This window comes from uncultured Sulfitobacter sp. (assembly GCF_947497275.1).
GTDB lineage: Bacteria > Pseudomonadota > Alphaproteobacteria > Rhodobacterales > Rhodobacteraceae > Sulfitobacter.
In genome coordinates, this window is the sequence record NZ_CANMFS010000003.1 from 224431 (window position 1) to 237161 (window position 12731).

The 12731-nt window shown below is 61.3% G+C and carries 12 protein-coding genes; 5 read left to right on the top strand and 7 right to left on the bottom strand.

Annotated features, from left to right (window positions below; all coding sequences use genetic code 11):
* Positions 1-45: 45 nt before the first annotated feature.
* The 4 genes from Q1A06_RS07860 (at position 46) to Q1A06_RS07875 (ending at position 5718) form a co-directional block, all read left to right on the top strand.
* Complete coding sequence (locus Q1A06_RS07860; protein WP_299561212.1) at positions 46-1131, top strand: AI-2E family transporter; 1086 nt, start codon at positions 46-48, stop codon at positions 1129-1131.
* Positions 1131-1814, top strand: a complete 684-nt coding sequence (locus Q1A06_RS07865; RefSeq protein WP_299561215.1) for a DnaA/Hda family protein — start codon at positions 1131-1133, stop codon at positions 1812-1814. The genes Q1A06_RS07860 and Q1A06_RS07865 overlap by 1 nt, the downstream gene beginning before the upstream one ends.
* Before the next feature lie 63 nt (positions 1815-1877).
* Positions 1878-4052: an RNA degradosome polyphosphate kinase gene (locus tag Q1A06_RS07870; protein ID WP_299561218.1), complete on the top strand. Its 2175-nt coding sequence runs from the start codon at positions 1878-1880 to the stop codon at positions 4050-4052.
* Positions 4053-4149: 97 nt separating this feature from the next.
* Positions 4150-5718, top strand: coding sequence for a Ppx/GppA family phosphatase (locus Q1A06_RS07875; RefSeq protein ID WP_299561221.1), 1569 nt, complete (start codon positions 4150-4152; stop codon positions 5716-5718).
* Here the strand turns inward: Q1A06_RS07875 and Q1A06_RS07880 are convergent.
* The 7 genes from Q1A06_RS07880 to Q1A06_RS07910 form a co-directional block, all read right to left on the bottom strand.
* The gene (locus tag Q1A06_RS07880; protein WP_366523507.1) at positions 5715-6050 is read right to left on the bottom strand and encodes a hypothetical protein; all 336 of its coding nucleotides are present in this window, start codon (positions 6048-6050) and stop codon (positions 5715-5717) included. The genes Q1A06_RS07875 and Q1A06_RS07880 overlap by 4 nt on opposite strands.
* A gap of 72 nt (positions 6051-6122) precedes the next feature.
* The gene (locus tag Q1A06_RS07885; RefSeq protein ID WP_299561227.1) at positions 6123-7148 is read right to left on the bottom strand and encodes an endonuclease/exonuclease/phosphatase family protein; all 1026 of its coding nucleotides are present in this window, start codon (positions 7146-7148) and stop codon (positions 6123-6125) included.
* Positions 7148-7828, bottom strand: coding sequence for a molecular chaperone DjiA (locus tag Q1A06_RS07890; RefSeq protein ID WP_299561230.1), 681 nt, complete (start codon positions 7826-7828; stop codon positions 7148-7150). Before Q1A06_RS07890 ends, Q1A06_RS07885 begins: the two co-directional genes overlap by 1 nt.
* A gap of 31 nt (positions 7829-7859) precedes the next feature.
* Positions 7860-8342, bottom strand: coding sequence for a GNAT family N-acetyltransferase (locus tag Q1A06_RS07895; RefSeq protein WP_299561233.1), 483 nt, complete (start codon positions 8340-8342; stop codon positions 7860-7862).
* Complete coding sequence (locus Q1A06_RS07900; RefSeq protein ID WP_299561236.1) at positions 8339-8950, bottom strand: VOC family protein; 612 nt, start codon at positions 8948-8950, stop codon at positions 8339-8341. The genes Q1A06_RS07895 and Q1A06_RS07900 overlap by 4 nt, the downstream gene beginning before the upstream one ends.
* The gene (gene scpA / locus Q1A06_RS07905; RefSeq protein ID WP_299561239.1) at positions 8947-11091 is read right to left on the bottom strand and encodes a methylmalonyl-CoA mutase; all 2145 of its coding nucleotides are present in this window, start codon (positions 11089-11091) and stop codon (positions 8947-8949) included. The genes Q1A06_RS07900 and scpA overlap by 4 nt, the downstream gene beginning before the upstream one ends.
* Positions 11048-12076, bottom strand: a complete 1029-nt coding sequence (locus Q1A06_RS07910; RefSeq protein ID WP_299561242.1) for a hypothetical protein — start codon at positions 12074-12076, stop codon at positions 11048-11050. Before Q1A06_RS07910 ends, scpA begins: the two co-directional genes overlap by 44 nt.
* Positions 12077-12175: 99 nt before the next feature.
* Between Q1A06_RS07910 and Q1A06_RS07915 the strand changes: the two genes are divergently transcribed.
* Positions 12176-12628: a DUF4174 domain-containing protein gene (locus Q1A06_RS07915; protein ID WP_299561245.1), complete on the top strand. Its 453-nt coding sequence runs from the start codon at positions 12176-12178 to the stop codon at positions 12626-12628.
* The last annotated feature ends 103 nt before the right edge of the window (positions 12629-12731 follow it).

Below are 12731 nucleotides of genomic sequence, written 5' to 3' on the forward strand. Positions count from 1 at the left end.
AAACGGCACTTGGGCGATGAGGGGCACAGCATTCAGGAGATCCCCATGGCCCTGCCGATCCGCGATCAGTTGAAGTACTGGGGCTTTGTCGCCCTCGTGATTATTGTTGTGCTCTGGTTCATGGGCGATGTCCTGCTGCCGTTCGTCCTTGGCAGCGCGGTCGCCTATTTCCTCGATCCCATTGCCGACAGGCTTGAACGCCTCGGTCTTAGCCGTGCGCTTGCGACGGCGGTGATCACAGTCGTGATGTTGATGATTTTCGTCCTTGTTGCCCTGCTCGTGATCCCGACGCTGGTGGAGCAGACCGCCAGGCTGGTCGAGATCGCACCGGAGCTTGCCCGCAACCTCAGCGATTTCCTGACGCAGCGTTTTCCCTCCATTCTCGAGGAGGGATCGACCCTGCGCAGTTCGATCCAGTCGCTGGGCAGCATGGTGCAGGAACGCGGCGGGCAGCTCCTGGAAACTGCGCTTAGCTCGGCTGCAGGATTGATCAACATCATCATGTTGTTCGTGATCGTGCCGGTCGTCGCCGTCTACATGCTGCTCGATTGGGACCGGATGATCGCGAACCTTGACGCTCTCTTGCCGCGCGACCACGCGCCGATGATCCGCCGTCTGGCGGGGGATATCGACCGCACGCTTGCCTCGTTCATCCGAGGCATGGGAACGGTTTGCCTGATCCTCGGCACCTATTATGCGCTGGCGCTGATGCTTGTCGGTCTTCAATTCGGCCTGGTGGTCGGCTTCATCGCTGGTCTGGTGACATTCATTCCCTACCTCGGTGCATTGATCGGCGGCGCGCTGGCCATCGGGCTTGCGCTGTTCCAGTTCTGGGGCGACTGGCTTTCCATCGGACTTGTCGGGGGTATCTTCGTGATCGGACAGGTGGTGGAGGGAAATTTACTCACTCCCAAGCTGGTCGGCAATTCGGTCGGGCTGCATCCTGTTTGGCTTATCCTCGCGTTGTCGGTGTTCGGCACCTTGTTTGGTTTCGTCGGCATGCTGGTGGCGGTACCCATGGCCGCGGCCTTTGGCGTGATCGCCCGGTTTGCCGTGGACCAGTATCAGGAAAGCCTGCTGTACCGCGGAACGGACCCCACCAAACCCCTTCCGGCTCAAGACCAAGAGTGATGGCACAACAGCTCGGACTGGCCCTGCCCAGCCGCGTGGCGCGCGGTCGCGATGATTTTCTTGTCGCGCCGTCCAATGCGATGGCCGTCGCGATGATTGAGAACTGGCGCAACTGGCACGGCGCCAAACTTGTGCTCAGCGGCCCTGAAGGTGCGGGCAAGACCCATCTTGTCCACGTCTGGGCCGATGCGGCACAGGCACAAATCATCGCCGCGACGAATGTGCACACAGCGGATGTGCCCGATCTTGCACAAGGCAGTGTGGCGGTGGAGGATGTGGACCGGATCGCGGATGACACGGATGCACAGACCGCGCTGTTTCACCTGCACAACATGGTGCTGGCAGAAGGTCATTCATTGCTGCTGACCGGGACCGGACCGGTGACGCACTGGGGGCTGACACTGCCCGATCTGGCCAGCCGGATGCGTGGCACGCTCGAGGCCAGCATCGAAGCCCCCGATGACGCACTCCTGTCAGCTGTGCTGGCGAAATTGCTGGCGGACAGGCAACTCGTGCCGCGAACCGATGTGATCCCTTACCTGCTCAACCGGATGGATCGTTCCTTTGCCGCTGCCCGGCGCATCGTCGCAGCACTCGATGCAGAAAGCCTTGCGCGCAAACGGCCGATCACACGCGCGCTGGCGGGCGATGTGCTGGACAAAGACCGGCCAGACACGCCATAATCGGCACACTCGGAACGGCGGCCGGATCCATACGCCTGTTACATTCAAATGCGATAAGTCTTTATGTCCGAAGCTGATTTTCTCAAAGCGCCTTTCAATGCGCCCGTCGACCTTCCCGATCTGGACCTGACTGGTCCCGGTCGGTTCTTCAACCGCGAGCTGAGCTGGCTTGGATTTAACTGGCGCGTGCTGGAAGAGGCGGAGAACCCGCGTGTGCCGCTGCTCGAACGGCTGCGATTCCTGTCGATTTCCGCCGATAACCTTGATGAATTCTACACGGTGCGGGTGGCGGGCCTGCGCGAATTGGCACAGGCGGGAAATACCACGCCCGCCGCCGACGGTCTGACCCCCGCCGAGCAGCTTGTCCTGATAAACCAGAACGCCCGTTCGCTGATGATGTCACAGCAGCGCGTGCTGGTGGATCTGCTGAAAGAACTCGATGCGAACAATATCATGCTCGAAGGACCCGAGGATCTGAGCAAATCCGATCTCGAAGCCCTTGATGAGATTTTCCTCAGCCGGGTCTTCGCGGTCTTGTCGCCGCTGGCGATTGACCCCGCGCACCCGTTTCCGTTTATCCCGAACACCGGTTTCGTGCTTGCGGTCCAGCTTGAGCGGATGGACGACAAAAGGCCGCTTCAGGCGATGTTGCCGATTCCGGCGCAGATCGACCGCTTTGTTCCGTTGCCCGCGGCAGGCGGCTGCAAGCGGTTTCTGCCGCTGGAAGAATTGCTCGCGATCAAGGTGCCGGACCTGTTTCCGGGCTACAAGCTCAAGGCGCATTTCGAATTCCGCGTGCTGCGAGACAGCGATCTGGAAGTCGAGGACGAGGCCGAGGATCTGGTGCGCGAATTCGAGGTCGCGCTCAAGCGCCGTCGCCGTGGCGAGGTCGTACGGCTGACACTGGCGGCGGGTGCGCCCGCAAAGCTCAAAAGCCTCGTCATGCAGGAGTTGCGGGTGAAACCGCAGGATGTGATCGAAATCAACGGTATGATCGGCATCGACGATCTGTCGGAACTGGTGCTGGAGGATCGTCCAGACCTGTTGTGGCCGCAATTCACGCCCCGCGTGCCCGAGCGCGTGATGGATCACGAAGGCGACATGTTCGCGGCTATCCGGTCCAAGGACATGCTCCTGCACCACCCCTACGAGACGTTCGATATGGTCGTGCGGTTCCTGCAACAGGCCGCGCGCGATCCCGATGTCGTCGCGATCAAGCAAACGTTGTACCGCACATCGCGCGACAGCCCGATCGTCGAAGCCTTGTGCGAGGCCGCTGAAGACGGCAAGTCCGTCACCGCGCTGGTCGAGTTGAAGGCCCGGTTCGACGAGGCCGCCAACATCCGCCAGTCCCGCAGGCTGGAACGGGCGGGCGCGCATGTCGTCTATGGCTTTATCGACCTCAAGACGCACGCCAAGATCTCGACCGTGGTGCGGCGCGAGGGCAACAAGCTGGTGACTTATACCCACTACGGCACGGGCAATTATCATCCGATCACGGCGCGCATCTATACCGATTTGTCGCTGTTCACCTGCGATGAAAAGCTGGGGCGCGACGCGACCAAGGTGTTCAACTTTCTGTCCGGCTATGCACAGCCCGCCCATCTCGACAATCTCGCGATCTCGCCGACCACGCTGAAGCCGCGCCTGCTGTCGATGATCGCGGCAGAGGCAGAGCACGCGAAAAACGGCAAGCCCGCCGAGATCTGGGCGAAGATGAACAGCATCGTCGACAGCGAAGTCATCGACGCGCTCTATGCCGCGTCAAACGCAGGCGTCAAGATCAGCCTTGTGATACGCGGCATCTGCGGTCTGCGCCCCGGCATCAGGGGTCTGTCCGAGAACATTCGCGTGAAATCCATCGTCGGACGGTTTCTGGAACATTCGCGCATCGTGTGCTTTGGGAACGGCCACGGCCTACCACACAAGAAGGCGCGCGTGTTCATGTCGTCTGCCGACTGGATGGGCCGCAACCTCAACCGACGGGTCGAAACGCTTGTCGAGATCGAGAATGCGACGGTGCAGGCGCAGATCACCAGCCAGATCATGGCCGCAAATCTCGCCGATGTGGCGCAAAGCTGGATCATGGCGCCCGATGGCAGCTTTTCACGGCCCGAACCTGTCGAGGGGCAATTCGCCTTCAGCTGTCATAGGTTTTTCATGGAAAATCCGTCGCTGTCGGGGCGTGGATCGGCGGGCGCGTCGGATGTGCCCAAGCTGACCCATACCGAGGACTGACCCTGACGAAGTTTCGCGCCAAGGGCGGCTATCGCCCATTGACCTGCACACGGGCTTGCGCCAGTTTGCCCGCACCCGCAGCACCGCCGGAGCGCGTATGACAGAGCCTTCGACCCCCGCCCCCGCCGTTCCTGAAACCGGCGTTGCCGATCTGGGTCTTTTCGGCAAACCGCTGTTTGAAGATCCCGGCGCGCGCGCCTTGCGGCGGGTGGGGGTTGTGGATGTCGGCTCCAACTCGGTTCGCATGGTCGTTTTCGACGGCGCCGCGCGGTCCCCTGCGTATTTTTACAACGAAAAGATCATGTGTGCGCTTGGATCCGGAATGGCCGAAACCGGTCATCTTTCACCCGAAGGGCGCGTGCGCGCGCTCAGCGCGATGCGACGGTTCAAGAAGCTCGCCGATGGTATGGGGTTGTCGGAACTCACCGTGGTGGCCACCGCCGCCGTACGCGACGCCAGCGACGGCCGTGCGTTTTGCGACGAAGTCCGCACCCAGACCGGACTGCGCATCTGGGTCATCGACGGCGAGGAAGAAGCGCGGTTGTCGGCGCAGGGTGTGCTTTTGGGCTGGCCCGGTGCCTACGGTCTGGTCTGCGACATCGGCGGCTCTTCGATGGAGCTTGCCGAGATTTCCGGGGGGCGGGTCGGGCGGCGCGTCACCTCGAACCTTGGCCCGCTCAAGCTGCGCGATCTGAGCGGTGGCGCGAAAGCCCGCGAGGCGCACATCAAGGAGGTCATGAACAATCTCGCCGACAAAATGGGCAAACAGCGCGACCGGCTGTTTCTCGTGGGGGGGTCCTGGCGCGCGATTGCCCGGATCGACATGATCCGTCGCGGCTACCCGCTGCACGTTCTGCACGAATACCGCATGACCCGCGCATCGGTGCGCGAGACCATCGATTTCATCAAGAAATCAGACATGGAAAAGGTGCGCCTGCAAGCGGGCGTTTCTTCTGCACGTGCCGCATTGGTCCCCTACGCCATCGAGGTTCTGGGCCGTTTGGTCAAAACGTTCAAACCCAAGGATATCGCTATCTCAAGCTACGGTATCCGCGAGGGGATGCTGTACGAGCAGATGCCCCAACGCCTGCGCGATCGCGATCCGCTGATCGAAGCTTGCCGGTTCGCGGAGGCCAAGGATGCGCGCCTGCCGGGTTTCGGTCGCACGCTCTACAACTTCATCCTGCCGATCTACAAGACCGCGCCGCCCACCCGCAAACGTCTGATCAAGGCCGCGTGCCTGCTGCACGATGTCAGTTGGCGCGCGCACCCCGATTACCGGGCCGAAGTCTGTTTTGACAACGCGACGCGCGCCAATCTGGGGGGGCTCAAACACTCCGAGAGGATTTTCATGGGGCTTGCGTTGATGCACCGATACTCGAACAAACGCGAGAACTCCCGTTTCTCCGATCTGTTCGAAATGGTGGATGAACAAACCCGCGCGGAAGCTGAGATACTGGGCAAGGCAATGCGTTTCGCCGCGATGCTGTGGATCGACAAGGTCGCCGAGCTGAGCGAAATGCGTTGGTTTCCGAAGAAAAAGGAACTCCACCTGCGGCTGAGCGAAGAGATGAAGCCGCTTTATGGAGAAGTGGCCGAAGCACGTTTCAATTCGCTCGCCGCCTCACTGGGCGCGCAAGCGGTGGTCAAGACAGCGCGGCGCTAAAGATCGGTCTGTTCCGGCGGGTCCTGTGCGGGCAGGTCAGGCCCTTGCGGCGCATCCGGTTTGCGTCGGATGATAATATCGCCATTCGGCAACACTTCGGGCGCCTCATAGACGCTCCAGTCCTCCACCTCATCAAGCAGGCTTCGCAGCTTCGGACCCATTTCCGTAACGAAGCTTTCCAGTGCGGGCCCTGCCTCCTCTACCAGAGCGGCAAGATCATCTAGGGCCGGTGCCATTTCTCTGAGCAGCCCTTCAAAGAACATCTGCGCACCGCGCTCCATCAACGAAGGCGAATCTTCCGTCTCTTGCGCAACAAGGGGCGTTGTGGACAACAGGAGGGCGAGCGGTAGGGCAAGGAATCTTTTCATAAGCTTGATATAGGGCTGTTCTGGTGCATCGCCAAATCAGATGTCGATATCGAGCGTGACGGGGAAATGATCGGACGCTGTCACCAATGCGTCGCGCAAGGCCGGCTTGTGCCAGCAATCGGGATCGTCGAGCGGATGCCAGATCCGCCAGCGCCGCGCGCGGTCACGCAATTCGGTGCTGAGCATGATGTAGTCCAGCAAAGCCTGCAGATACCGCTCTTCGGGGCGAATCCAGAACCGCGCGGTCGTCGGCATCGCGCCCAGACGCTGGCCCAGCGCGCGCGCTGCATGCGGGTCATAAAGATCATGCGTAGCGTCCCCGCCCAGAATGATCTCTACCGACGACCGGCCGAACAGCTCTTCGAACACATCTAGACCCGGACCATCGTTCAGATCGCCCAGAAGCATCAGCGGCGTGCCTTCGGCAAGGTGGGTTTCGATGCGGGCCCGCAGCCAGATGGCTTGCGCCAGTTGCTTGCGGCGGTTGGAGATGGAGATCTGCATCGCGTGCGCCGCATCGCGGGCCCCGTGCGGTGCCTTGGACTTGAGATGCGCGCCGAGCATCCGAAATGCAAAACCGCTCTTCGTCTCTACCGCCAGTTCCAACGGCGGCTTCGAGAATACCACTAGATCTTCGGTGGCATCGATATCGAGGTCGATCCGAAGCGCCATATCGAACCGAGGCGCGCCCCGGGCGCCTTGCGCGCCGGTGATGGCGCCCTGTGGATCGTGACGCGCCTCAAGCACATCGGGATCGTACATCAGAGCGATCCCCTGCTTTGTATCGTTGGCAAAGCCCATCACGACCGCGCGGGCCCGCAGATCAAAGCGGGCCGCAAAGCCGGCAAGAGCTCTGATGTTGTTGGGCGCGCCCGCGGCATCGGGCGCTTCGATCACCATCACCGCATCGGCATCGAGCGCCTGAAACACCTGACCAAGCGCCGCTGTCTGCTGCGCGCGCGTCACATCGTGCCGGCCTGACCATCCACCATCGTCGAACAGTTTTCCTGCCTTGTCGAACAGGCTCGAAAACCATTCGACGTTGTATGTTGCGATGCGCATTACGCAGCTTTCCCCGACAGCGTTTCCCAGGCACGGTTGATGTCGATCATGCGCTTTTCCGCCAACTGGATGGCCTCTTCCGGCAGTCCGCGCGCGATCAGAGCGTCAGGATGGTTGGCGCGCACCAATTTGCGCCACGCATCTCTTGCTTCGTCCAAAGACGCTCCGGGAGGGATGCCCAGAACAGTGTGGGGCAGCGGCGATGTATTGGGGACGAACCGCGCGCGCAGCGCCTCGAACGCGCCATCAGGCAATTCGAAAATCGTTGCGACCTCTTCGAGAAACGCGTTCTCGTCTGGGTGATATACACCATCGGCCATGGCGATGTGAAACAATCCTTCAAGCAGATCGCACAGCATTTCGGAGTCGTCCTGAAACATCACCTTGATACGGCGGGCGTAATCGTCGAAACCGGCGACATCGGTACGGGCAAGGTTGAACACACGCGCCGCGCCTTGCGTATCCGCATCGGCGATCTGAAACACCTCGCGAAACGCAGTCACTTCATCGCGGGTTACACGCCCATCGGCTTTTGCCATCTTTGCTCCCAAGGCAACCACTGCAATCGTGAAAGCGACAGAGCGTTCGGGCGGGGTGCGCAGTCTGTCGAACACCTGCGACAGCCCCTCGCCTGAGGTGAGGGCCGACAAGGCTTCGGTGATGCGGGTCCAGATCGACATGCGGCCATCCTAGTCCGTCGTGCAAGTAAAGTCAGTCCGGATCGAGGCGGCGGGTCATCAAGACAAGGTCCAGCCACCGATCCTGTTTGTGCCCTACCTCGCGCAAGACGCCGGCGTTTGCAAATCCCAATCGGTCGTGAAACGAAATAGCGCGCGCGTTCTCGCCGCTGATTGCCGCAACAAGGGTATGGATCCCCTGTACGGAGGCCGCCGCGAACGCCGCCTTCATCAACGCCGCGCCGATCCCCTGTCCCGGAAGGGCCACCACAATGGTGTGTTCCGCCGTTCTTGCGTACCCCGGACCGGTCCGAAACGAGCCCCAAGTGACAAACCCGGCAAGCGCCGTATCGACCTGTGCGATCAAAAAGGCACCCGGTCTTTCGCCCAGAAGACTGCGCAGAACCGTATCAGTCTTCTGTTCGGTCGTGAATGTCGCCGTGGTGTCGCGGATCATCGCGTTCCAGAGATTTCCGACAGCGGCCCCATCGTTTTCCGTGGCGCCACGTATGATCACAGGGTCGCACTGCCTTGCGGTGTTGCGATATGTGCCCGCAACCGCGCGGCACCCTGCGCAATCACAACCCGGGCATCGGCCAGTAACGGCGCAAGGATCGCGCGCAATTCTGCCGCCCGCGGATGCGAAACCTCCAACCGCTCGAGTGTGCATCCCGCTTGCGCCAGACCTTCGGCGGGATGGCCACCGGATTGCCATTCGATCAGCGCGGGCGCGCAGTTGTCGAAGGGCAGGATACCATTTCGAGGGACCGCCATGCGCCAGCGCAGATCGCCGCGGTGCAAATCGACGGGGGCGCGGAAGCCATAGGGTAGGTCGGCAAGCGTGCGGTCAAGATCGTCACAGCGGCAAATCCAGTTGGTCAGACGTGCCTGCCCTGCGAAACGATCCAGATCGAACCACCGTGCCCGTTCGGGCGTGGGTGCATCCGGATTGATCGCAATCGCTTCGAGATAGAGGCCGTCCGCCAAGCCCAGCAGGGAATTATGGGTATGGAAAACGGCGTGCGCCCCGCCGTCCTGAACAGGAACGCCAAGCGTTTCCTCGACGTATCTCGTAGCGGCGGCAAGCGTTTCGCCCGCCACCGCCAGATGGTCGAGTGTGATCATCCGCGTGCCTCACGGACAAGCTTGAGAATGTCCTGCGCCGCATTGGGGATATTGGTGCCTGGCCCAAAGATCGCCTTTACCCCGGCATCATACAGAAATTTGTAGTCCTGCTGCGGGATCACACCGCCGCAGATCACCAGAACGTCTTCGGCGCCTGCGTCTTTGAGTGCTTTGATAAGCTGTGGGGCCAGCGTCTTGTGGCCCGCCGCCTGGGAGCTGATCCCGATGACGTGCACGTCGTTGTCCACGGCGTCCTGGGCCGCCTCAGCCGGCGTCTGGAACAGGGGTCCCACATCCACATCGAAACCGATATCAGCAAAGGCCGTTGCAATTACTTTCGCACCCCGGTCGTGACCGTCCTGTCCCATCTTGACCACCAGCATGCGCGGGCGGCGGCCTTCGGCCTCGGCAAATTCTTCGACGGATTTCTGGATCGCGGCAAAGCCCTCGTCGCCCTCGTAGGCTGCGCCGTACACGCCCGCCAAGGTCTTGACCTCGGCGCGGTGCCGTCCGAATTCCTTTTCCATCGCCATGCTGATCTCTCCTACGGTTGCGCGTGCACGCGCTGCTTCTACCGCCCCTTCCAACAGATTGCCGCCTTCCTTGGCGCGGCGCGTCAGCTCTTCCAGCGCAGCGGTGCAGGCCGCCTCGTCGCGGCTGGCCCGAATTTTTTCGAGACGCTTGATCTGGCTGTCGCGCACGGCCACATTATCGACGTCCAGAATGTCGATCTCGTCTTCCTTGTCACGGCGGTACTTGTTGACGCCGACAATGACATCCGTGCCGCGGTCGATGCCCGCTTGCCGCTGTGCCGCCGCTTCCTCGATGCGCAGTTTAGGCATGCCGGACGCGACCGCTTTGGTCATCCCACCCAGTTCCTCGACCTCCTCGATCAGCGCCCAAGCCGCATCCGCCAGATCGTGCGTCAGCTTTTCAACATAATACGATCCTGCGAGCGGATCGACCACGTTGGTCACTCCCGTCTCTTCCTGCAGGATCAATTGCGTGTTGCGTGCGATCCGGCTGGAGAAATCGGTGGGAAGTGCGATCGCCTCGTCGAGCGCGTTCGTGTGCAGCGACTGCGTACCGCCGAGCACCGCCGACATCGCCTCGTAGGCGGTGCGGATCACGTTATTGTAGGGATCCTGCTCCTGCAGGCTGACGCCGGACGTCTGGCAGTGGGTGCGCAGCATGCTCGATTTGGGATTTTGCGGCTTGAACTCATCCATTATGCGCGACCACAGCAAACGTGCGGCACGCAACTTCGCCGCTTCCATGAAGAAGTTCATGCCGATGCAGAAGAAAAAGCTCAGGCGCGGGGCGAATTTGTCCACGTCCATGCCCGCCGCAATCGCCGTACGCACGTATTCACGACCGTCCGCGAGCGTAAACGCCAGTTCCTGCACGAGGTTCGCGCCCGCTTCCTGCATGTGATAGCCGGAGATCGAGATCGAGTTGAACTTCGGCATCTCGTTCGCGGTGTACTCGATGATATCCGCGATGATCTTCATCGAAGGTTCCGGCGGATAGATGTAGGTGTTGCGGACCATGAATTCCTTGAGAATGTCGTTCTGGATGGTGCCCGAAAGCACGGCGCGGGAATGGCCCTGCTCTTCTCCCGCGACGATGAAACTGGCGAGGATCGGGATGACCGCACCATTCATCGTCATCGAGACGGAAACCTTGTCGAGCGGGATACCGTCGAACAGAATCTTCATGTCCTCGACGCTGTCGATGGCCACGCCGGCCTTGCCCACGTCGCCTTCAACCCTTGGATGATCACTGTCGTAGCCCCGGTGTGTCGCCAGATCGAAGGCGACCGATACACCTTGTTGCCCGGCGGCGAGCGCGCGACGGTAAAAACCGTTCGATTCCTCGGCGGTGGAGAAGCCCGCGTATTGTCGGATTGTCCAGGGCCGGCCCGCGTACATCGTGGCCTTCACGCCGCGGGTATAGGGCCCTTGCCCCGGGATCCCGCCAAGATGGTTCACATCGTCAAGATCCTCGGCGGTGTACAAAGGCTGTACATCGATGCCCTCGAGGGTGTTCCACGTCAGATCCTCGAGCGAACGGCCACGCAGTTCGCCTTCGGCCAGTTTACGCCATGCGTCCTTGTTGGCGGAGGTCGGTTTGTTGGTCATGGGAATGTCCTTTTGCTATGGCACCCGCGGGCAGGTTGACCCCTGCTTTTGCGCGGGTTTGATCCTCTGTCAGTGTTGCAAGCCCATCCGCACCGGCGGTGAGCCACATCATATCGTCTGCGTAGGCCTCGCGCAAAGCTGCGGCTTGCGCGGGCGTGAAGGGGTTCCAGCGGCCCGCGTCCGTCTGCAGATGCGCGGGCAACGCGGCCGCGTCGATCCCCTGATCAGCCAGCTTGGAACGCAGCGCTGGAACGTCGGGCGAGCGGTTGAGCCATGTCTTTGCGTGCGCGTGCGGCGCCCGGTCGCCTGTAGCCGCTGACAGTACCAGATCGGCCTGCCCCGCAAACTGCTCGAACGGCAACACCTTGATCTTTGCGCCGGGCAGCGCGCAGGCCAGATCGGTGATGACGTCGCGCCAGCAGCGCGGGCTGGCGGAAAGTGCCGCACAGCGCGCCGCATCCGGCAGCGCATGTCCGCGCCCGACGCCGTATGCCGCCACCGATGACCACCACAGGTCCTGCGCGCGGATCATCATCACCACGCGGCTCACTTGCCCATCGAAGGCCGCCGACAGCCGCGCCATCCGCTCTCCGATCGCAGGATAAAGGGTCTGCGATTGCAAACAGTCGCGGGGCGCGCCGATCATGTTTTCCTCGCTGACGATCAGGCGTTTGGCACCCGCCCGACGCACCTGTTCCGCGTGCATCCGCACCCGCCCCGCCGCCCGGCGCTGCAATTCGCGTCCGTTAATCATGCGCGGCTTGGCGAACAGGCCCGAGAACATTCCCTTGCGCAGCGTCTGCGGATCCCACACCACCGTATCATCCGCCAAAAGCGCCGCGCGGTTGCAGCGCAGGTAATGTTGGAAACTGGTCGAACTCGTCCGGTGGGACCCCACATGAAGGATAATGTCCATAAGCTTGCGCACGCCTTTCTGCGGATGGGCCATCGAAATTGGCCGGAAACGGGTAATCCGGCTCTTCATGCGACATAATCCCTTGCAACGGGCTTAATGGTAAAAATGGACAGAACGCCGTTCGCAATCATGTACGAAGCGATTATATTGCTTCCAAGAGGAGAGCATATGAAACCGTACCTGATAGCTGTTTTTATGGGGGCTTTCGCAGCTGTAGCATACGCGCAATCGAACCCGACGGGGGCATCCCTGCTCGAAACCCGGATCGCGTCCGAGACTGATTTAAGCGAATTTAAGTGGATAAAACGACCCGTCATCATCTTTGCGGACAGTGCCCATGATCCCGCCTTCGTTGAGCAGATGGAGTTTCTGCGTGCCGAAGCCGAACAGCTTGCCGTGCGCGACGTGGTGGTGATCGTCGATACCGACCCCGATGCGCGCAGTGCGATACGGCTGCGAATGCGACCGCGCGGCTTCATGCTGACGCTGATGGGAAAGGACGGCAATGTGAAACTGCGCAAGCCGTTTCCTTGGGATGTACGCGAAATCACTCGCAGCATCGACAAGATGTCCATACGCCAGCGTGAAATCCGCGACAACAAGCAAGAAACCGGCGGATAACCTCGTGGTAGAGCACGCCGCGCTTCGGGCGTACTCACCGCGTTGACAAGCGTCCCGCAGGGCCCATAGCGGCATCCCCTGCGGGCCGGCCTTCGGGGAGTGG